The following is a 19,515-nucleotide window of genomic DNA, read 5'->3' as shown; positions in this document are numbered from 1 at the left end:
TGCTCCTGCCCGCTCGGGCTTCGTTCCGGTTGCCGGAACAATGGTTGCGGAGGATGCTGCACCGGATCGGGTGCAGGGTCAAGTGTGTAGATAGATGCAGATAGAGGCCTTGACGGATCTCGTTCCGCTGGCCGACTATCGTTCCGCTTGCAGGAACATCGGGGAAGGCGGGGGTGTTGGCGGACATCAACGGAACGGAGGCCGCGGCCCGGGTCGCCGACGTCCTGCTCCTGTTCACCGACGGCCCGGAGTCGCTTGGCGTGTCGGCGATCGCGCGCCAGCTGGGCCTCTCGAAGGCCGTCGTGCACCGGATCCTGCGGACGCTGACCGACCGGGGCCTGCTGGCCGCGGACCCGGTCTCGCGCGGCTACCGGCTCGGCGCCGCGTCGGCGGCGCTCGGGGCCAGGGCCCTGCGCGAGTCGACGCTCCGCAGCGCCGCGATGCCGGTGCTGCGCGAGCTGCAGCGCGCCACCGACGAGACCACGACGATCTCGGCGCGCGTGCCGGACGGCCGCGTGTACCTCGACCAGGTCGAGAGTGCGCAGGAGATCAAGATGACGGTGGAGGTCGGCCGGCGCTTCCCGCTGCACGCCGCCAGCTCCAGCACCTGCATCCTGGCGTTCCTCCCGGCCCACGAGCAGGAGGCGGTGCTCACGAGCGAGCTCGGGGCGTTGACCAGCCGCACCGTCACCGACGTCGACGCGCTGCGCGCCCGCCTGGCGGAGGTCCGCGCCGTCGGCTACGCCCACTCGATCGGTGAGCGCCAGAGCGGCGCCGCGTCGGTGGCCGCGCCGGTGTTCGGGTTCGACGGGACCGCCATCGGCGCGATCTCGGTGTGCGGGCCGGTCGACCGGGTGGACGACGCCGCGCGCGAACGGTTCGTGCCGTTGCTGGCCGAGGCCGCGGACCGGATCTCCCGCGCGCTCGGCTGGCGCGGCGGGCTCCCGACCCAGAGCGGCCAGGAGTCGGCATGACCCTGCGCTCCTGGCTCTACGTCCCCGGCCACCGCGCGGAGCGCGTCGCGAAAGCGCTGCTCGCGGCCGCCGACGCCGTGGTCGTCGACCTCGAGGACGCCGTGCCGCCCGACCGCAAGGCCGACGCGCGGGAGGCGGTCGCCATCGCCGTGGACGCCGTCGCCGTGGACGGCCCGCAGGTGTGGGTGCGGGTGAACGACCCCGACGGCCCGTGGGGCGAGGCCGACCTGGACGCCGTCACCGGTTCCGGGATCGCCGGCGTCCGGCTGCCGCGCAGCGCCGACCCGGACACCGTCCGGCGCGTGGCCGAGCGCACCGGCCTCCCGCTGCAGCTGGTGATCGAGTCCGCGGCCGGGCTCACCCGCGCCGCCGACCTCGCCGCGGCGCACCCGCTCGTCGCCGGCATCGGGCTCGGCGAGGCGGACCTGTCGGCCGACCTGCGGCTCGTCTCCGACGCCGGGCTCGACTGGGCGCGCGGCTGGGTCGTGGTCGCAGCGAGGGCCGCCGGCCTGCCCTCCCCGGTGCAGAGCGTCTGGACCGACGTCGCCGATCTCGACGGGCTGCGCGCGAGCTGCGAGCGGGGGCTCGCCACCGGGTTCGTCGGGCGCTCCGTGGTCCACCCGCGGCAGCTGCCGGTCGTCCACGACGTCTACACCCCGACTCCCGAGCAGGTGCGCCACGCCACCGCCGTCGTCCGCACGGCCGACGAGGCCCGGGCCCGCGGCGAGGTCGCCGTCCTCGACGAGGACGGGCGGTTCGTCGACCCCGCTGTCGTCGAGCGCGCCCGGGTCGTGCTCGAGCTCGCCGTTCCCACAGGAGGAGACCGATGACCGATCCGCTTCTGGCCGCGGTGAGCCGGGGCGTGCGCCTCGTCGAGCTCGGGCAGCCGCACTTCACCGGGATGCCCTGCTCCCCGAACCACCCCGGCTTCCGGATGAGCCTGGCGCGGCGGCACGGCGACGTGGTCCGCCCCGACGGCGGCTCGGCCTCGAACGAGATCATCGTGACCGGCGGGCACGTCGGCACCCACGTCGACGCGCTCTCGCACGTCAGCCACGACGGCCTCCTGCACGGCGGCGTCGACGCGGCGGAGGCCCAGCGCGGTGGGCGCTTCTCGCAGCTGGGCGCCGAGCACACGCCCCCGCTGCTGCGCCGCGGCGTGCTCCTCGACGTCGCCGCGACCCGGGGCGTGGACGTGCTCCCCGCGGGCTACGGCGTCACGGCCGGGGACCTGCAGGACGCGGCCGCCCGCGCGCGCGTGCAGGTGGGCCGCGGCGACGTCGTGCTGGTCCGGACGGGCTGGGCCCGGCACTTCGACACCGACCCCGCCACCTACCTCGGCCAGCAGGACGGGGTGCCGGGGCCGACCCCCGACGCGGCGGCGTGGCTCGCCGAGGCGGGCGTCGTGACCACCGGCGCGGACACCACGGCCTACGAGCAGATCAAGCCGGGCGCCGGGCACAGCGTGCTGCCGGTGCACCGCGTGCTGCTCGTCGAGTCTGGCGTGCACATCATCGAGCACCTGAACCTCGAGCCGGCGGCGGCGGAGGGGCTCACCGAGTTCGTGTTCGTCATGGCGCCGCTGCGCATCGTCGGCGGCACCGGCTCGCCGGTGCGGCCGGTTGCGGCGGTCTCGGCGTGACCGCGGCAGCCACCGAGACCGTCGTCCAGCGCCTCGCGCGGCTCGCCCACGACGTCCAGCAGGACGGGCTGCCGCCGCACCTGCGCGCCGACGTCGCCCGGCGGGTGCTCGACGTCCTCGGCAACAGCGTCGCCGCCACCGGCCAGCCGACCGCCGGCTCGGTCGCCGAGGTCGTGCGCGGCTGGGGCGGCCCGGCGGACGCCACCGCGATCGGCACCGGGCTGCAGCTGCCCGCGCCCTCGGCCGCCCTGCTCAACGGCACGCTCGCGCACTCCCTCGACTTCGACGACACGCACCTGCCGTCGGTGCTGCACCCGTCGTCGCCGGTCGTGCCCGCGGCGCTGGCCGTCGCCGAGGCCACCGGTGCCCCCGCCACCGCGCTGCTGGACGCCGCGGGCGTCGGCGTCGAGGTCGCGGTGCGGCTCGGCATGGGGGGGTACGACCGCGAGCTGGGCAACTCGGTGTTCTTCGAGCGCGGCCAGCACGCCACGTCGATCTGCGGGGCCGTCGGCGCGGCCGTCGCCGCCGCGATGGTCGGAGGGCTGGACGCCGAGCGCATCGGGCACGCCGCGGGGATCGCGGCCAGCATGGGCGCGGGGCTGCTCGAGGCCAACCGCACCGGCGGCACCGTGAAGCGGATGCACTGCGGATGGGCCGCGCACTCCGGCGTCGTCGCGGCCGACCTCGCGCGGCACGGCCTCACCGGCCCGCCCACCGTGGTGGAGGGCCGGTTCGGGTTCCTGCAGGCCTTCTGCGGCGAGCGCGCGGACGTCGACGCCGTCGTGGCCGGCCTCGGCGAGCACTGGGAGCTGCCCGGAATCTTCTTCAAGCCCTACCCGTGCAACCACTTCACCCACGCCGGCATCGACGCGGCCCTGGAACTGCGCGCCCGCGGCGTCGACCCCTCGCGGATCGAGGAGATCGAGCTCGGCGTCGCCTCGCCCGTGCTGCGTACGATCGCGCAGCCACCGGAGGAGAAGGCGCGGCCGCGGTCGGGCTACCACGCAGCGTTCAGCGGGCCGTACACCGTGGCGGCGGCGCTGCTCGTCGGCGGCGGGCCCGGACATGGGCTGGGCCTTGGCCACGACGACTTCACCGACGCGGCCGCCGCCGACGAGCGGCGGCTCGCACTGGCCGCGAAGGTGCGCTGCGTGGCCGACGCCCGCTGCGACGAGATCTTCCCGAACCAGTTCCCCGCGGTGCTGCGCGTGCGGCTCGACGACGGCGCGCGCCACGAAGTGCGCGTCGACGCCAACAGGGGAGGACCGGGCAACCCGCTGAGCGCCGAGGAGCACGCCGCGAAGTTCCGGCTCAACGCCGGGCGGGTCCTCGACGCCGGCGCCGTCACCGCCGTCTCCGACGCCGTGCTGGCGCTGCCGGAACGCGGAGCCATCGGCCCCGTGATGGACCTGGTGCGGGGATGAGTGGCCTCGCCGCGGCCCTCGCGTCAGCCGTCGCCGGCACCTCGTGGCGGGACGCGCCGGCCGCGGTGCGCGACCGGGTCGTGGACCTGGTGGCCGACTGCATCGCCGTCGCGGCGCTCGGCAGCGCCCGCCCGGAACTGATCGCCCTGCGCTACGGGCTCGCCCGCACCCCGGTGGGTACCTCGACGGTCGTCGGATCGCCACGGGGCTGGCCCGCCGCGACCGCGCAGCTGCTCAACGGCTCCGCCGCCGCGGCCGACCAGCTCCAGGACGGGCACCGGCCCGCGCGCGGGCACCCGGCGTCGCACGTCGTGCCGGCCGTCCTCGCGCTGGCCGAGGAGCGGGACCTCCCGGGCGACGAGACGCTCGCCGCCGTCCTCGCCGGGTACGAGGCCGGGGTCCGGGTCGGCCGCGCGATGGGCGGCACCCCGCCAGGCGTGCACGACATCGGCACCTGGGGGCAGGTGGCCGTCGCCGCCGGGGTGGCCCGGCTGCTCGCTCCCGGCGACGTGGAGGCGGCCCGGCGCGCCGTCGAGCTCGCGGCGTCCGCCGTGCTGCTCTCCGACGCCGCCACGATCTTCCGCGGGCGCACCGGCGGCCACGCGTTCCTCGGGGCGTCGGTGCAGCTCGGCGCCGCGCTCGGGAGCGCGGCCGTCGCCGGGCTCGAACCGGAGCCCGGTGCGCTCGACCGGCACCTCGCCGCCGTCGCCGCGCGGGACTGGGATCCTTCCGCGCTGACCGCGGGCTGGCCCGCGTACGAGGTGCTCGCCGGCTACGTGAAGGTGCACCCGACCTGCGCCCACCTGCACGGGGTCAACGACGCCGTGGCCGACCTCCTCCCGCTCGACGCCGCGGAGATCGCCGAGGTGGAGGTGCGGGCGTTCGCGGCGGCCGCGGGGTTCGACGCCGTGGCGGACGACGAGCTGCGGGCCCGGTTCAGCGTTCCGACCTCCGTCGCGGTCGCGCTGGTCACCGGCCGGCTCGACGAGACGACGATGACCGCGCCGACCGTCGCGTCGCGCGCGGTGCAGGACCTCGCGCGGCGGGTGCGGGTCGTCCACGACCCGGAGCTGGACGCCGGCTACCCGGGCGGGCGGCCCGCACGGGTCACCGTCGTGCTGCGCGACGGTGCCGTCCGGACGGCCGCCGGGGACCGCCCGCGCGGCGACGCCGACCGCGCCCTCGACCGGGCGGACCTGGGGGCCAAGGCGGTGCGGCTGCTCACCGGCCGCTTCGGCGACGCCGGTCGCGGCGTCCTCGACGCCGTGCACGCGCTCGCGGACGGGGGCTCCCCGCGGGAGCTGGGGGAGCGGTTGCGGGCGGCCGCGAAGGTGGCGCCGTGACCGACCCCGAGGCCGCGGCGCGGGAGTTCGTGCTGACCGAGGCGGGCTTCGCCCAGGTCACGACCATCGACCGGAGCGGCTTCCCGGTGGTCCGGACGATGACGGCCTTCCTAGCCGACGAGTGGGCCGTCGACCTCGTCCAACGCCGCGGGCACCGCCGCATCGCGCAGTGGCGCCGCGACCCGCACACCACCGTGACGTGGGTCGGGAGCCCGGCGCCGGGCGCCACCAACGAGCGCCCTCACGTCTTCGACCTCTCGCTGCTGCCGCCGCGGGTCGTCTCGATCCGCGGCACGGCCGAGGAGATGCCATCGGAGTGGACGGCGCGCCGCTACTTCGAGGAGCTGGTCCGGCTGCGGGCGCAGGGCGGGACCCGGGCGCCGGTGCGCAGCCCCGAGCAGGTCGAGGACGAGCTGGTGGGCGTCCGGATCCGTCCCGCCCGGGTGCGCCTGGAGGGCTTCGGGGCGGGCGCGGAGTCGTTCACGTTCGACATCGAGGAGGAGCTCTAGATGACGGTGAAGACCATCCTCGGGTACGAGGTCGCGGAGGGCCTCACGCCCGAGGAGTACGAGCGCTGGCTCTTCGAGGTGCACGCCCCCGACCTGCTCGCCAACCCGCACCTCGACCGGATCGTGTTCAACAAGGTGCTGCGCCCGGTGCGCCAGGCCTCCGGTGGTACGGCGGAGATCCCGGAGGGCTACTCGTTCTACCGGATCGCCGAGATGCACTTCGCCGACGAGGACGCGTACGCGCGCTACCGCGAGTGGTTCACCGACCACCCGATCCCGGCCGGGCGCGGCCCGGCCGGCCGCACCGACTTCAAGTTCTACGTGCTCGCCGACAGCACCGAGGTGACCCGCGAGTCGCTGGCCGCGAGGTGACCGCCGCGCTGGAGGCGCTCGAGCGGCTGGCCGCCACCCCGCCGGACGCCGACCTGGGGGCGTGGGCCGCCCGGATCGCCACACCGGACGGTGCCGTGTCCCTGCCCGGGACCGGCCTGCGTGCCGCGACCTACCCGGGGCTGCTGTGGGCCGGGGAGCGCTGCGCGCGGGCCGGCCTCGGCCAGGATGTCATGACGACGCTCGTCGGTCTCGTCGTCGCCGCGGAGCACGGACGCGGCGCCGCGGACCTGAGCGACGCGGTGCGCACCGGGCTCGCCGCCGGCGAGGCGGTTCGGCCGGCCGCCCTGCCGACCGTCGGCGTCGTTCCCGCGGCGGTGTGCGCGGCCGTGCTCGCCGGGGTCCCACCCGCGGACCTGCCCGCGGTGGTCGACCTCGCGGGCAGCCTGCTGGCCGTCACCGCGCCGGACGGGCCGCCCGGTCCGTGGGCGGGCCACGCGGCCGCGGCGGGCTGGCTCGCGGTCCACACCTTCACGAGCGGGCTGGTCGGCATGCCCGACGGCCTCGACCACACCCTCGACGTGCTGGAGGGGCCGCGGTGAGTCCCCCGGTCCTGCTCAACGTCGCCCGGCCCCGGGGCGAGGCGGACCCGGTGGCGCTGGCGGCCCGGGCGCTCGACGCGGGCCTCGACGGAGTCGGGCTCGCGGACAGCCCGCGCCTGTTCCCGGACCCGTTCGTGGAGACCGCGCGCGTCCTGGCCGGGACGGACGCGCGGCTGGCCGGCCCGTGCGTCCTCGGGCTGGGGCTGCGCCACCCGGCGACGGTCGCCGGCGCCGTGCGCACGCTCGTCACCCACCACCCCGGGCGCGTCGTCGCCGTCGTCGGGCGCGGCGAGAGCTCGGTGCGCAACGAGGGGCTGCCGGTCCCGTCCCTGCGGGAGCACGAGGAGGCGCTGCGCTCGGTGCGCGACCTCGTCGACGGCGCGATCCTCCTCGGCGCCGCGTCCGGTCCGCGCACGATCGCGGCGACGGCGGCCGCCCTCGGCGGGGTGCTCGTGGACGTCGGCACCGACCCGGCCGTGCTGGCCAGGGCCGTGGAGCTCGCGCGCGGCGCCGCTGTGTGGGTCTTCCTGCGGGCAGCCGTCACGTCGTCCGCCGAGGAGGCGGAAGGGGCGGCACGGCCCGTTCTCGGTTCCTGCGCCGCGCGCATCGCCGGTGCCCCGGACTGGTACGGCGTCGCCGGGGACGAGCTCACCCACGTCCGGGCGGTCGCGGCGGCCCACGACTACCGCCGCCACGGCACGGCCGCCGCCGGCCACGCGACCGGACCCGGTGACGCGCTGGTACGGGAGCGGTTCCTGATCACCGGCGACGGCCCGACCGTGACCGCGCGGGTGCGTGACCTCGCCGCCGTGGGCGTCGACGGTGTCGTGCTCGCCGGCGCCGTCGCGGGCGTGACCGAGCGCCTCGCCGACCTCGCCGCCGCCGTCACCGGCGGCCTCTCCGCCGAGGGAGCAACCCGATGATCGACGCCCGGCCCCTGGCCGCGTTCGCCCACGAGACCCGGCTCGAGGACGCGCCCGCCGACGTCGCGCGGCTGGCGCGGCTGCTGCTGCTCGACTCGGTCGGCGTGCTCGTCGGTGGGCTGCACTACCCGCCAGTGCGGGCGTTCGTCCGCGGCCTGCGCGCCGCCGAGCCGTCCGGGCCGCGGGACGCGCCGTTCGCGCGGCTCGCGGGCCTGGGCACCGCGGCGACCTGGCTCGACGCCGACTCCGGCGGCTCGTTCCACCCCCAGGGCCACCGCCTCCCGCCCGTGCCCACCGCGCACCCGGCCCCGCACTGCCTGCCCGTGCTCCTGCACGCCGCGGCGGCCGGCGGGGTGCCGGACCGGCGGCTCACGGAGGCCTTCCTCCTCGCGTGCGAGATCGGGATGCGGTTCGGCGTCGGCACCTCGCTGCGGCCCGGGCTGCACCCGCACGGGATCCACGGGCCCGTGGCCGCGGCGCTCGCGGCGAGCGTCCTGTCCGGGCTGACCCCGGCCGACACCGCGGAGGCGCTGCTGCTCGGGGCGTCCGTCCCGATCGCGGCGACGCTCGCCGTGCCGATGCGGGGCGGCACCGTCCGCAACGTGTGGACCGGGCTCGGCGCCTACTACGGGGCCGCCGCGGCGGGGCGGGCCACCGACGGCACCCGCGGCAGCGCGGACCTGGTCACCCGGCTGCTCGACTCGGCCGTCTGCACCGACCTCGACCCGCAGGAGCTGACCGGCGGACTGGGGCAGCGGTGGCGCCTCGCCGACAGCTACCTCAAGCCCTACGCGTGCGCCCGCTGGATCCACCCGGCCCTCGACGCCTGGCGCGCCGCCGTCGCGGACGTGCCGGACCCGGCGCGGGACCGGGGCGGCATCGCGGAGATCGTCGTGGAGACGTTCGCGTTCGCCGTGTCGCTGGACGCGGTCGAGGTCGGCTCGGACATGCACGCCCGGTTCTCCCTGCCCGTGTGCCTCGCGGCGCTCGCCCTGGACGGGGACCTGGTGGCGCAGACCTTCCTGCCCGGCCGGCTCGCCCGCCCCGAGGTCCGCGAGATCGCCGCCCGCGTCCGGCTGGTGGCGGAACCCGCGTTCTCCGCGGCGCTGCCACGCGAGCGGCCCGCGACCGTGAAGGTCCGGTGGCGCGACGGCTCGTCGGCCACGGCCGCGGTGCGGAACGCGCGCGGCAACCCGGACGACCCGCTGGGCGCGGACGAGGTGGAGCGCAAGTTCCGGCTGAACGTCGCGGGCCTCCTCGGCGACGACACCGCCGACGCCCTGGTCGGCGCGCTGCTGCATCCCACCGGTGCGGACACGACGGCCGTCGCCCGGCTGGCCTCCGAGGTGCTGGCGGAGATCGGCTGCTGAACCACGCGACCATGAACCCCGTGTCGCCAGTGGGTGGCCCGGTGGGGAGGACAGCGCATGGTCGGCCGGTCGTACCGACGGTGGTGGGCCGCGATCGTCGCCTGCCTGGTCGCGGGTCTCGCCGGGTGCACGGACGTGACCGCGGCCGTTCCTCCGGTGGCGGACCCGCCGCCGACACCGGCTACGTCGGTGCGGGTGTTGCAGATGAACCTCTGCAACAGCGGCATCGCCGGGTGCTACGCCGGTGGCCGCTCGATCGACGAGGCCGCCGCCGTGATCCGGACCGAGGCGCCGGACCTGGTTACCCTGAACGAGGTCTGCGAGGGCGACGTGTCGGCACTCGCCGGCGCGCTGCCCGGTGCGGAGGCCGCGTCCGCCTTCCGGGCGGCGCGCGACCGCGACACCGGCGACGCGTACCGGTGCCGCAACGGGCAACGGTTCGGCAACGGCATCGTGTCCCGGTGGCCGCCGGTGCCCGGGTCCGCGGAGAGCGGCGGGATCTACCCGATCCAGGACCCGGACGATCCGGAGGAGCGGGCGTGGGTGTGCCTGGAGGTCGGGACCACCCCGGCGGTCGGCGTCTGCACCACGCACCTGGCCTACACCGACCGGGACGTCACGCTGGGCCAGTGCCGGCACCTGTTCGGCACGGTCGTCCCCGGAATGCGCGCGCCGCTCGTGGTCGGTGGTGACCTGAACCTCGGCTCCGACGACGGCGCCGACCTCGGGTCCTGCCTCCCCGCCGGCGCCGTGTTCGCCGACGACGGCGACGTGCAGGTCGTCGCGACCACGCCCGAGCTGGCCGTCACCGACACCCGCATGATCGACCTGCGCGGCGCGTCCGACCACCCGGGCCTGCTCGTCACGCTCGCTCCCCGGTAGGGGAGCGGGTCACGTCAGGGCGAGGCCGCCGTCGACGGCGAGGACCTGCCCCGTCACCCACGCGCTGCCGGGGAGTGCGAGGTGGACGATCCAGCGTGCGACCTCCTCGGGTTCTCCCCGGCGCCCGAGCGGGATGCGGGCGGCCTCGCCGTCCTTGACCCGGTCGATCACGACCGGGTCCAGCCCCGCCGCGGCGAGGGCCTCGCTCTCGGTCGGCCCGGGCGCGACGGCGTTCACCCGGACACCGTGGGAGGCGAGCTCCAGGGCCCAACTCCGCGTGAGGTGCTCGACCGCGGCCTTGGTGGCGCCGTAGTGCGCCGCGCCCGGTGCCGGGCGGTGGCCGAACGTGCTGGAGACGTTGATGATGGCGCCTCCGGTCTTCTTCAGATGGGGGAGGGCCGCGTCGGCGAGCAGGCTGGGCGCGGTGACGTTGATGGTGGTGATCTCGGCGATGCGCTGCGCGTCGAGCTCGCCCAGCGGCATCGCCGTGAAGACGCCGGCGTTGTTGACCAGCACGTCGACGCGACCCCACCTGCCGACCGCCTCATCGACGATCGTCGCCGCGGCGTCGCCCTCGCGGATGTCGAGCGCGAGCGTGGCGATGGACGCGTGGTTCGCCGCCGTCTCCTCCAGGCGCTGGGCCCGCCGCCCGATCCCGAGAACACGTGCGCCGGCGTCGGCGAACGCGATCGCGGTCGCTCGCCCGATCCCGGAACCCGCCCCCGTCACGATCACCACATGCTGATCGAAGCCGTCGTGCGTAGCTACCACGTGTCCCCCTTGTTCGATGTTCGCCGATCATCGAACGAGGGTACGCTCAGGATCATGGCTCACGCGCGACACCCGGACGTCGCCGAGATCGAGCTCACGCAGGTGCTCGCCGCGTTGAGTGACCCCACGAGGATCGGCCTCGTGCGCGTCCTGGCGGACGGCGAGGAGCGGGCCTGGGGCGACCTGCGCGTTCCACTCGCGAAGTCGACGCTGAGCCATCACCTCAAGGTCCTGCGCGACGCCGGCGTCACCCGCACCCGGCAGGAGGGCACGCGCTGCTTCGTCCGGCTGCGCGGGCCGGACCTCGCCGAGCGGTTCCCGGGCCTGCTCGACGTCGTGCTCGCCGCCGCAGGGGTCGACGGCGTGGACGGTGGGGTCGGCATCGGATCGCGGTGAGCGCCACCCCCTCCCTTGTGCGCCTCGGACCGTTCTGCGCGTTCCGCGGAACGCGACTCGGTCAGGCTGCCGTCCTGATCCGTTTGGGTAGCAGGACGTCGAGGATCGGCTCGAGGTCGAGTCGGTCTCCGTCCCAGTTCGGGGTGAGCGTGTTGCGGTCGATTCGCAGCCGGGCCCAGGTGTGCATCTCGATCAAACTCTCGGCATTTCCGGTCAGCGGTGTCGCCGTGGTGGGGATCTGGGAGCCGTCCGGGCGCAGGAACTCCCACCTGCCGGAAATGCGGTGGATGCGATAGCCGTGGTCGTGGATCACGCCGTGGTGGAAAGAGCACACCAGAACCAGGTTGTCGATGTCGGTGGGTCCGCCGAACAGCCAGTGCCGCCGGTGGTGGGCGTGGAGGTAGCGGTGAGGGCGGCGATTTGGGCGGGGGTGGCCAGGCGCCGGCTGCGACCCAGGTACATCCGATTGCCGTCCCGGTCGTCGAGTAGCAGTTGGACGCGGGCGTCACACGCCAGGCGTGCGGCGGTGGAGGCCGGGATGTCGGGGCCGCCGGCGATCCGGGCGGCGCCGGTGCCGGCGTCGAGGTGGACGATCACCTGGGCGGTGCCGCGCTCGACCGCCGGCCCGTCCTCGCCGTTGCGGCCGTGGATGAGGGTGAGCAGGGCGTCGGCGCGGCGGGCTTCCATCCGGTCCACGGCCGGGCCGGGTTCCTGTTCCCGGGCCCGCTCGTCCAGGTCCTGCGGGGACGGTTCGACGGGGTGGCGGATCGGGGTGCGCGGCGGCCATCCGGGTCAGGGTGGCGGTGTCGCTGCCGGTGGCTCGGGTGATGGCCCGGACCTTGGAGTAGGAGATCCGTCCGGCGGCGAAGGCTTCGGTGATGCGGGGTAGGTGTTGTAAGGCGTGGGCGACCCGGAGGCGTTCGGTGGCGGTGCGCAGGTTCATCCCGGCCCGCCAGGACAGCCAGTGCGCACACGAGCGGATCCCGTCGCCGACCCAGCCGCCGCGCTGGTCGAACTCGGCCAGCAGTTGGAGGAAGCGGCATTCGGCGGCGGCGATGTGCCCGGCCAACCCCAACAACTCAGATTCCAGATCATCGGTGCTCATCCCGTCCAGCCGAGTGGGCAGTGGAATGATCGTCGCAGTCGACATGGGGAGCCTCCAGGATTCGGATTGCTGTTCGAGTCCAGGATGGCACCAGGGTCCGACAATTCTTGACGGTCTACGTTCCGCGGAACGCGGGTGGGATGGCAGCGATCTTGTAGTGATGGCTGGTGTCGATTCGGAACCACAGGATAGTTGCCTAGGCGCCCAGCAGGGGGTCCCGTTAGTAACGGGCGTGCCCTACAGCCGGGAACGGCCGCCAAGGCGCCCACGGGAGACGGTAGTGACCCCAACCCGGCCACCCCCACACGCACCGGATCGACGCGAACGCGATGACAACGCGCGAGGCCCCGTCGGAGGACGGGAGCATCGAGTCCCGAGGCGACCCGGCTCGCCCAACGCAAGAAAGACCGAATCGGCGGCCGCCCGCGTTCCGCGGAACCCGTTCGACAGCGACCTCTCGCCGCGAACCGGCGCGACTTCGGGGACGGCCGCCGCCCCCACACGTGCGTCGCCCGTGTGGGGCGGGAGCGTCGAGTTCTGAGGCGACCGGGCTCGCCCAACGCAAGGGGATCGGCTACCGGCCCGGCGAGACCGGCCCGGACGGCATACCGGCTTGCGCCGCCTTGCTCGATCAAGCTAACTTCTGCTCGTGCGAGCAAGAACAAGAACCTTCACCGAGTCGGGCCGGCGGGCCCAGATCGTGATGGCGGCGATCGAGGTGATCGCCGAGGTCGGCTACGCCAGGGCGTCGTTCAGCCGGATCGCGAAGCACGCGGGCCTGTCCAGCACCGGCATGATCAGCTACCACTTCGCGGGGAAGGACGATCTGCTCGCGGCGTGCGTCGCCGAGATCGAGCAGGTCACCGGGGCGTTCATGGGGCCGCGGATCGACGCCGCCGAGGGTCATGTCGCGCAGGTGCGCGCCTACGTCGAGTCGAACGTCGCGCTCGTCGGCGTGCACCCCGCCGCCATCCGGGCGCTGATCGACCTCGTGAAGAACGCCGGCTCGCACAGCGCCGGGGTCAGCGGGCGGCTCGCCCTGTTCGAGGGGCACTTCCGCGCCGGGCAGGAGGCGGGCGTCTTCCGCCCGTTCGACACCCGGACGGTGGCGCTCGCCCTCATCGCCGGCCTCGACGCCGTCGTCGCCACCGCGGCCGCCGCTCCACCAGAACCCACCGAGCTCGCCCGTCTCGGCCGCGAGCTCGCCGACCTGTACGTACGGGCGATCGCGCCCGATCCCGAGGGGGGATCCAGATGATGATCGACGAGGCGCCCGTGCCGGACGCGGGCCTGCGCCGGGTGGTCCGCGCCAACGTGCTGACCGTCGTGTTCGAGGTGGTCGCGCCGATGGCGCTGTTCTACGGCCTGCGCGCCATGGGCGTGGGCCAGTGGTGGGCGCTGATGGCCGGCGTGCTGGTGGCGGCGCCGTACGTGGTGTGGACGATCGTGCGCAACCGCCGCGTCGACCTCGTCGCCCTGGTGACGTTGAGCGTTCTGGTGCTGTCCGTCGTGCTGGGCCTGCTGTCCGGCGACCCGCGCACGCTCGCGGTCCGGGAGGGGTGGACCGCGGCGCTGGGCGGCCTGTTCGGGGCGTGGATGCTGGTCACGGTCGTCGTCGGCAGGCCCGCGCAGCTGACGTTGGGTCGCACGATCGCCGAGGTCAAGCGGGGCGCCGAGGGCGCGGCGGCGTGGGCGGCCCGCTGGGACACCGACGCCCGGTTCCGGCGCGGGCTGCGCATCGACACGGCCGCGTGGGGTGCTGTGCTGCTGGCCAACGCGGTGGTGCACATCGTGCTCGTCTACACGTTGCCGATCGACCTCATCTCGCTGGTCACCACCGTGGTGTGGTTCGCCGCGATGGCCTGCCTGATCACCTGGCACGTCTGGTACCTGCGCAAGGAGGACCTGGAAGCCTGAGCGTGCCTACCCGTGATCGGTTCGCTGCCGGGCGCCGACTCATTGGCGAGCCGGGCACCGGCATGATCGGGCGCGTGAACTTGCGTGCGGCGGACGGCAGCGCGGGCGACGCGGACTACGGCGCGATCGGCGGTGCGTACTCCGCCTACCGGCGGCCGGAGCCGCGGATCGCGGCGGTGCTCGAGGCCGCGCTGGCCGGGGCCCGCACCGTGGTCAACGTGGGGGCGGGCGCCGGGTCGTACGAGTCGGCCGCGTTCGAGGTGACGCCGGTGGAGCCGTCGGCGTCCATGCGGGCGCAGCGTCCGCGGCACCTGCCGGTGGCCGTCGACGCGGTCGCGGAGCGGTTGCCGTTCGGCGACGACGAGTTCGACGCGGCGATGAGCACGTTCAGCGTGCACCAGTGGAGCGACGTCGGCGCCGGCCTGCGCGAGATGCGCCGGGTGGCCCGCGGCCCGGTCGTGATCCTCACCTGCGACCCGGACCGGGTGCGCGACTTCTGGCTGTACGAGTACGCGCCGTCGGTGCTCGACACCGAGGCGCGGCGGTACCCGGCGATCGGCGACATCACGGCGATGCTCGGCGGGCGCGCCGAGGTCACGACGGTGCCGGTCCCGGCCGACTGCGTCGACGGCTTCAACGAGGCGTACTACGCGCGCCCCGAGATCCTGCTCGACCCGGCCGCGCGCCGGTCCTGCTCGGCCTGGAGCTTCGTGCCGGCGGACCTCGCCGCGGAGTACGTGGAACGGCTGCGGCGGGACCTCGGGTCCGGCGCGTGGGACGAGCGGTTCGGCCACCTCCGGCAGCAGCCGTCCCTGACCGGTTCGCTCGTGCTGGTCCGGGCCACCTGACGCTTTCCTCTCATCCTGTAAGTACAAGGGCTGGTAGCGTGCGGGCGGTGAAGGCCGTCCAGTACGACCAGCCGCGTCGCTTCACCGTCACCGAGGTGCCCGATCCGCACGCCGGTCCGGGGGAGGTGCGGCTGCGCGTGGTGCTCGCCGGCGTCTGCGGTACGGACGCACACCTGCACGACGGCCAGTTCGATCCCGTCTACCCGCTGACGCCGGGCCACGAGATCGTCGGTGAGGTCGACGAGATCGGTGCGGGCGTCACCGGGTTGCGGGTCGGCGAGCGGGTCGTGCTGGACAACCAGCAGTACTGCGGTGTGTGCACCAGCTGCCGGCGTGCCCGGCCGGCGTTCTGCCGGGAGATCGTGGCGCAGGGGGTGAACGCGCCGGGCGGGTTCGCGGAGTACGTCGTGGCACCGGCCGGCAAGTGCCACCCCGCGAACGACCTGGCGCCGGAGGCCGCGGTGCTCGCCGAGCCGACGGCCTGCGTGATGCACGGGCTCGACGTCCTCGGCCTGCCGCCGGGCAGCGACGTGCTGGTCTTCGGCGCCGGCCCGACGGGGCTGCTGCTCGCGCAGCTGCTGCGCCACGCGGGCGCGAGCCGGGTCACCGTCGCCGCGCCGACCGCCGCCAAGCTGGAGCTCGCCGCCCGCCACGGCGCCGACGAGACCGTGCAGATGGACCGCGCGGCCCCGGAGGCCGCCGTGGCCCGGCTGCGGGAGCTCGCCCCGGAGGGGTTCGACGTCGTCGTCGACGCGACGGGCGCCGTCGGCGTGCTGGAGCAGTGCCTGCCGCTCACCCGGGACGGCGGCACGGTGTTCGTCTACGGCATGACCGACGAGGCCGACCGGCTCACCGTGTCCCCCTACGAGGTGTTCCGCCGCGAGTTGGTGATCAAGGGCTCGTACAGCCAGGCGTACAGTTTCGACCGCGCCCTGCAGGCCCTGCGCACCGGCCGCGTCGCCACGGACGGCATCGTCACGCACACGTACGCCCTCGACGACTACGCGGACGCGCTGGCCGCGCTGCAGGACCGGGGATGTGTGAAGGCCGTAGTGCGGCCGTGAGCGGAGCGGGAGGAGCGATGAGGCGCGGGCGTATCGACCGGACCTCTGCGCTGCCCTACTACCACCAGCTCAAGCAGCTGCTGGTGCAGGAGATCGCGCGCCGCGACCTGCAGCCCGGCGACCTCCTGCCCGGCGACAACGCGCTCTGCGAGGCCTACGACGTCTCCCGCACCGTCGTGCGGCAGGCGCTCACGGAGCTGGAGTTCGAGGGCGTCATCGAGCGGCGCAAGGGCAAGGGCACCTTCGTGGCCCGTCCGAAGACCGCGGAAGGGCTCGTGCAGTCGCTCACCGGCCTGTTCGAGGACGTCGCCGCCCGGGGTGGGCAGCTGCGCAGCCAGGTGCGCACCCTCGCCGTGGTCCCGGCCGACGACCAGGTGGCCGCCGACCTGCGGATCGAGCCGGACTCCCCGGTGGTGCTGCTCGAGCGGCTGCGGTTCGTCGAGGACCAGCCCTGGGTGCTCACCGTGACGCACCTGCCGCACGCGCTCGTGCCCGGCCTGGAGCACGAGGACCTCACCGACCGCTCGCTCTACGCCGTGCTCGAGGAGTCCTACGGCGTGCGGCTGGCCCACGGCCGGCGGTCGGTCGAGGCGAGCGCGGCCCCGCAGCCGCTCGCCGGGGCGCTCGGCGTCGCCACCGGTGCGCCGGTGCTCGTGCTGCGCAGCCTCAGCTTCGACGCCGACGAGCGGCCGGTCGAGAGCTTCGTGGCCTACCACCGCGGCGACCGCAGCCGCTTCGAGGTGGACCTGGTGCGCGAACCGAGCGCCCGCGCCAAACCCTCGATGATCGTGACGTAGTCCGGCGGTAGCGAACCGCAGCAAGGGGGCTTTACTGCGGTAGCACCGGAGCAAAGCCACCTTGCTGCGGTCCCGGATCGAGGGTGAACACCCTCGCCGGGTTCGTCACCAGCACGCGGTGAAGCAGCTCATCGCCCAGCCGTTCCCGGACGCGCGGCAGGAAGCGGCGGGGCAGGTAGTCCAGGCCGGGGAGACCGCCGTAGGCGCGGTAGCGGGTGCGGCGGGCGACGTCGCCGCCGAGCAGCAGCCGGTCGGCCCCGCCGGCGCCGGCCACGCGTTCCAGGCAGTCCAGGATCGCCGAGTCCGGGGCCTCGCGGTGGCGGGCCATGCCGTCGTAGCCGAGGTACGCGCCCGCGGCGGCGAGCTCGGCGTGCAGCCCGGGGTCGAGGTTGCGGTCGGCGTGGGCGAGCACCACCCGGTCGGCGGCCACGCCGTCGGCGGCGAGCGTGGCGAGCACCTCGTGCGCGGCAGACCCGTGCTCCAGGTGCACCATCACCGCCACGCCGGTCGCGGCGGCCGTCGCGGCGGCCGCCGCCAGCACGCGCCGCTCGAAGGGGTCGATGCGCCAGTAGCCCACCCCCGCCTTGACCAGCCCGGCCCGCACGGGAACGCCGCCCGGCCCGACGGCGGGGGCGCCGCGGCCCGGGCCGTCGACGGCGGGCAGCCCGTCGCGGACGGCGGCGGTGAAGCGCGCGCCGAGATCGGCCTCCGGGCAGGCCGGCAGCCAGTGCCCGCTCCCGTAGTGCTCGCTGCGGTGCGCGCCGGTGGTGTGCACGACGCGCAGGCCGGTGGCCGCGCTGATGCGGGCCACGCCGGCCGGGTCGCGGCCAAGGCCGGTGGGGGTGGCCTCGACCATCGCGTCGATCCCGGCCGTCCGCAGCGTCGCCGCCTCCGCGCCGCTCGCGGCCTCGTCGTCCAGCTCGTCGCCGGGCAGCAGCGGCGAGACCTGGAACAGGTGCTCGTGGTAGTCGCAGCGGCCGAGCTCGTCCGGTGCGATGTCCCCGAGGACCGTGCGGATCACAGGCTCTCGAACCACGGCTCCAGCCGCCGGTAGGCGTCGAGGAACACCGCGTGCCCGCGGCGGTAGCGCTCGTGCGCCGCCGGGTCCGGCTCGCAGGGCGGCGCCTGCTCCGACATCCGCCGGGCGACCGAGAAGTCGGCGTAGAGCCCGACCCCGACGCCGCCGACCACGGCCGCGCCCAGCGCGGTGGCCTCGTCCACCAGCGTGCGCCTGCGCACCGGCACGCCCCACACGTCGGCGAAGATCCGCAGCAGCGGGGCGGCGTTGGCGGCCCCGCCGATGGCATCCATCCGCTCGATCGTGGCGCCGTTCTCCACGAACGCCAGCAGCCCGGTGTAGAGGTTGAACGCCACCCCCTCCACGACGGCGCGGGCCAGGTGCTCGGGGCCGTGGTGGCGGGCGAGGCCGGCGAACACCGCGCGGGCCCGCGGGTTCCAGTACGGGGAGCGCTCGCCGAGCAGGTGCGGCAGGAAGTACAGCCCGTCCTCGGCCGCGGTCACGCCGTCGGCGGCCGCGAGCAGCCGCTCGTAGCGCCCGTCCTCGCCGGGGGCGAGCACGTCCATGATCCACTGCAGGGACGCGCCGCCGGCCTGCATCGTGGCCGTGGGCACGTAGCGGCCGGGGATCACGTGGTTGAACGTCATCGAGCGCATCTGCGGGTCGTGCAGCGGCGCGTCGGCGGCGAGCGAGACCCACGACGACGACCCGAGGTAGGTGTAGGCGCCCGACGTGGCGTCGACGATCCCGGCGCCGAGTGCCGCCATCGGGCCGTCCCCGCCGCCGAGCACGACCGGGGTGCCCGCGGGAAGGCCGGTGGCCGCGGCCGCCTCCGCCGTCACGTTCCCCACGACGGTGGTGGACGGTACGACCTCGGGGAACAGCGCCGCGTCCAGGCCGGCCGCGTCGACCAGCTCCGCCGACCAGGTGCCGGCGGACTGGTCGTAGGCGTTCGTGCTGCTCGCGTCCGACGGGTCGGTGGCCAGCGCCCCGGTGAGCCGGTGCACGACGAAGTCCTTGGCGTTCACGACGTGCCGCACGCGGGCGAACGCGTCGGGCTCGGTGTCGCGCACCCACATGACCTTGGTGAGCGAGTACGTCGGGTTGAGCCGGTGCCCGGTGATCCGGTAGCCGGCCTCCATGCCGACGCGTTCCAGCAGCTGGTCGGTCTGGGCGGTGGAGCGGGTGTCGGCCCAGATGATCGCCGGGCGGACCGGGTCGCCCGCGGCGTCCAGCAGGACCGCACCCATCATCTGCCCGGAGAAGCTCACGCCTGCGACGGAGTCGCGCGCGCCGGGCACCTGCCCGAGCAGCCGCCGGGTGGCCGTGCAGACCGCCTGCCACCACGCCTCGGCGTCCTGCTCGGCCTTGCCCCGGGGGCCGAAGTCGGTCTCGTAGGTCGCGGTGACGGCGGCGACCACCTGCCCTTCGGCGTCGACGAGCGTCGCCTTGTCGCCGGTGGTGCCCAGGTCGTGGGAGACGATGAATGCGGTCATCTGTCGTTCCCCTTCACGGCCGTGGTTGTAGTAGTACTAGCTGAAGGTGCGGGCTGTCGCAAGGTCATGGCCATCCCTGCGCTTCCTGACGGGGATTTCTGTAG

Annotated in this window: 22 protein-coding genes and 1 pseudogene; 17 read left to right on the top strand and 6 right to left on the bottom strand. The window is 75.0% G+C overall.

What is annotated here, in order from left to right; all coding sequences use genetic code 11:
* Positions 1–173 precede the first annotated feature (173 nt).
* Genes ACU436_RS03475 through ACU436_RS03425 form a run of 11 tightly spaced genes read left to right on the top strand, consistent with a single transcriptional unit; the run spans position 174 to position 9,999 of the window.
* Positions 174–974 carry an IclR family transcriptional regulator gene (locus tag ACU436_RS03475; protein ID WP_459021511.1) on the top strand — a complete coding sequence of 267 codons (801 nt, stop codon included), beginning with the start codon at positions 174–176 and terminating at the stop codon, positions 972–974.
* A complete protein-coding gene (locus ACU436_RS03470; protein ID WP_459021509.1) occupies positions 971–1,804 on the top strand; it encodes an HpcH/HpaI aldolase/citrate lyase family protein in 834 nt (277 codons plus the stop codon). The genes ACU436_RS03475 and ACU436_RS03470 overlap by 4 nt, the downstream gene beginning before the upstream one ends.
* Positions 1,801–2,616, top strand: a complete 816-nt coding sequence (locus ACU436_RS03465; protein WP_459021507.1) for a cyclase family protein — start codon at positions 1,801–1,803, stop codon at positions 2,614–2,616. Before ACU436_RS03470 ends, ACU436_RS03465 begins: the two co-directional genes overlap by 4 nt.
* On the top strand, positions 2,613–4,040 hold the full coding sequence (locus ACU436_RS03460) for an MmgE/PrpD family protein (RefSeq protein ID WP_459021503.1): 1,428 nt from the start codon (positions 2,613–2,615) through the stop codon (positions 4,038–4,040). Before ACU436_RS03465 ends, ACU436_RS03460 begins: the two co-directional genes overlap by 4 nt.
* Positions 4,037–5,383: an MmgE/PrpD family protein gene (locus ACU436_RS03455; protein WP_459021501.1), complete on the top strand. Its 1,347-nt coding sequence runs from the start codon at positions 4,037–4,039 to the stop codon at positions 5,381–5,383. The genes ACU436_RS03460 and ACU436_RS03455 overlap by 4 nt, the downstream gene beginning before the upstream one ends.
* Complete coding sequence (locus ACU436_RS03450; protein ID WP_459021499.1) at positions 5,380–5,892, top strand: pyridoxamine 5'-phosphate oxidase family protein; 513 nt, start codon at positions 5,380–5,382, stop codon at positions 5,890–5,892. The genes ACU436_RS03455 and ACU436_RS03450 overlap by 4 nt, the downstream gene beginning before the upstream one ends.
* The gene (locus ACU436_RS03445; RefSeq protein ID WP_459021498.1) at positions 5,893–6,264 is read left to right on the top strand and encodes an EthD domain-containing protein; all 372 of its coding nucleotides are present in this window, start codon (positions 5,893–5,895) and stop codon (positions 6,262–6,264) included.
* Positions 6,261–6,824, top strand: coding sequence for a hypothetical protein (locus ACU436_RS03440; RefSeq protein ID WP_459021496.1), 564 nt, complete (start codon positions 6,261–6,263; stop codon positions 6,822–6,824). Before ACU436_RS03445 ends, ACU436_RS03440 begins: the two co-directional genes overlap by 4 nt.
* Positions 6,821–7,747: an LLM class flavin-dependent oxidoreductase gene (locus ACU436_RS03435; RefSeq protein ID WP_459021494.1), complete on the top strand. Its 927-nt coding sequence runs from the start codon at positions 6,821–6,823 to the stop codon at positions 7,745–7,747. The genes ACU436_RS03440 and ACU436_RS03435 overlap by 4 nt, the downstream gene beginning before the upstream one ends.
* On the top strand, positions 7,744–9,117 hold the full coding sequence (locus tag ACU436_RS03430; protein ID WP_459021492.1) for an MmgE/PrpD family protein: 1,374 nt from the start codon (positions 7,744–7,746) through the stop codon (positions 9,115–9,117). Before ACU436_RS03435 ends, ACU436_RS03430 begins: the two co-directional genes overlap by 4 nt.
* 57 nt (positions 9,118–9,174) lie before the next feature.
* Entirely contained in the window at positions 9,175–9,999 is an 825-nt protein-coding gene (locus tag ACU436_RS03425) for an endonuclease/exonuclease/phosphatase family protein (protein ID WP_459021490.1), read from the top strand.
* A 9-nt stretch (positions 10,000–10,008) separates the two neighbouring features.
* On the opposite strand, the gene ACU436_RS03420 is transcribed toward ACU436_RS03425, so the two are convergent.
* Positions 10,009–10,737 (bottom strand): SDR family NAD(P)-dependent oxidoreductase, encoded by a 729-nt coding sequence (locus ACU436_RS03420; RefSeq protein ID WP_459021488.1) that lies wholly within the window; start codon positions 10,735–10,737, stop codon positions 10,009–10,011.
* 87 nt (positions 10,738–10,824) lie between these two features.
* On the opposite strand from ACU436_RS03420, the gene ACU436_RS03415 reads away from it, so the two are divergent.
* Positions 10,825–11,166 carry an ArsR/SmtB family transcription factor gene (locus ACU436_RS03415; protein ID WP_459021486.1) on the top strand — a complete coding sequence of 114 codons (342 nt, stop codon included), beginning with the start codon at positions 10,825–10,827 and terminating at the stop codon, positions 11,164–11,166.
* Between the two features lie 61 nt (positions 11,167–11,227).
* On the opposite strand, the gene ACU436_RS03410 is transcribed toward ACU436_RS03415, so the two are convergent.
* From ACU436_RS03410 to ACU436_RS03400, 3 genes and pseudogenes are all read right to left on the bottom strand, one after another.
* Positions 11,228–11,539, bottom strand: a complete 312-nt coding sequence (locus ACU436_RS03410; RefSeq protein ID WP_459022603.1) for an HNH endonuclease signature motif containing protein — start codon at positions 11,537–11,539, stop codon at positions 11,228–11,230.
* Positions 11,476–11,853, bottom strand: coding sequence for a DUF222 domain-containing protein (locus tag ACU436_RS03405; protein WP_459021484.1), 378 nt, complete (start codon positions 11,851–11,853; stop codon positions 11,476–11,478). Before ACU436_RS03405 ends, ACU436_RS03410 begins: the two co-directional genes overlap by 64 nt.
* A 130-nt stretch (positions 11,854–11,983) precedes the next feature.
* Positions 11,984–12,271, bottom strand: a pseudogene (locus ACU436_RS03400) (DUF222 domain-containing protein); the annotation flags it as partial.
* A gap of 649 nt (positions 12,272–12,920) precedes the next feature.
* Between ACU436_RS03400 and ACU436_RS03395 the strand changes: the two are divergent.
* From ACU436_RS03395 to ACU436_RS03375, 5 genes are all read left to right on the top strand, one after another.
* Positions 12,921–13,529: a TetR family transcriptional regulator gene (locus ACU436_RS03395; protein WP_459021482.1), complete on the top strand. Its 609-nt coding sequence runs from the start codon at positions 12,921–12,923 to the stop codon at positions 13,527–13,529.
* On the top strand, positions 13,526–14,188 hold the full coding sequence (locus ACU436_RS03390; RefSeq protein ID WP_459021480.1) for a VC0807 family protein: 663 nt from the start codon (positions 13,526–13,528) through the stop codon (positions 14,186–14,188). Before ACU436_RS03395 ends, ACU436_RS03390 begins: the two co-directional genes overlap by 4 nt.
* A gap of 74 nt (positions 14,189–14,262) precedes the next feature.
* Entirely contained in the window at positions 14,263–15,036 is a 774-nt protein-coding gene (locus ACU436_RS03385; protein ID WP_459021479.1) for a class I SAM-dependent methyltransferase, read from the top strand.
* Between the two features lie 47 nt (positions 15,037–15,083).
* Positions 15,084–16,100, top strand: a complete 1,017-nt coding sequence (locus tag ACU436_RS03380) for a zinc-dependent alcohol dehydrogenase family protein (RefSeq protein WP_459021477.1) — start codon at positions 15,084–15,086, stop codon at positions 16,098–16,100.
* Between the two features lie 17 nt (positions 16,101–16,117).
* Entirely contained in the window at positions 16,118–16,897 is a 780-nt protein-coding gene (locus ACU436_RS03375; protein WP_459021475.1) for a GntR family transcriptional regulator, read from the top strand.
* 31 nt (positions 16,898–16,928) lie between these two features.
* On the opposite strand, the gene ACU436_RS03370 is transcribed toward ACU436_RS03375, so the two are convergent.
* Both ACU436_RS03370 and xylB read right to left on the bottom strand, forming a co-directional pair.
* The gene (locus ACU436_RS03370) at positions 16,929–17,918 is read right to left on the bottom strand and encodes a phosphotriesterase family protein (protein WP_459021473.1); all 990 of its coding nucleotides are present in this window, start codon (positions 17,916–17,918) and stop codon (positions 16,929–16,931) included.
* Positions 17,915–19,411 (bottom strand): xylulokinase, encoded by a 1,497-nt coding sequence (xylB, locus tag ACU436_RS03365; RefSeq protein WP_459021471.1) that lies wholly within the window; start codon positions 19,409–19,411, stop codon positions 17,915–17,917. Before xylB ends, ACU436_RS03370 begins: the two co-directional genes overlap by 4 nt.
* Between the last annotated feature and the right edge of the window lie 104 nt (positions 19,412–19,515).

The organism is Pseudonocardia wallangbongensis, from assembly GCF_054486945.1.
The sequence above is the reverse complement of the archived record's forward strand: the minus strand, read 5'-3'. Positions and strand labels throughout refer to the sequence as shown.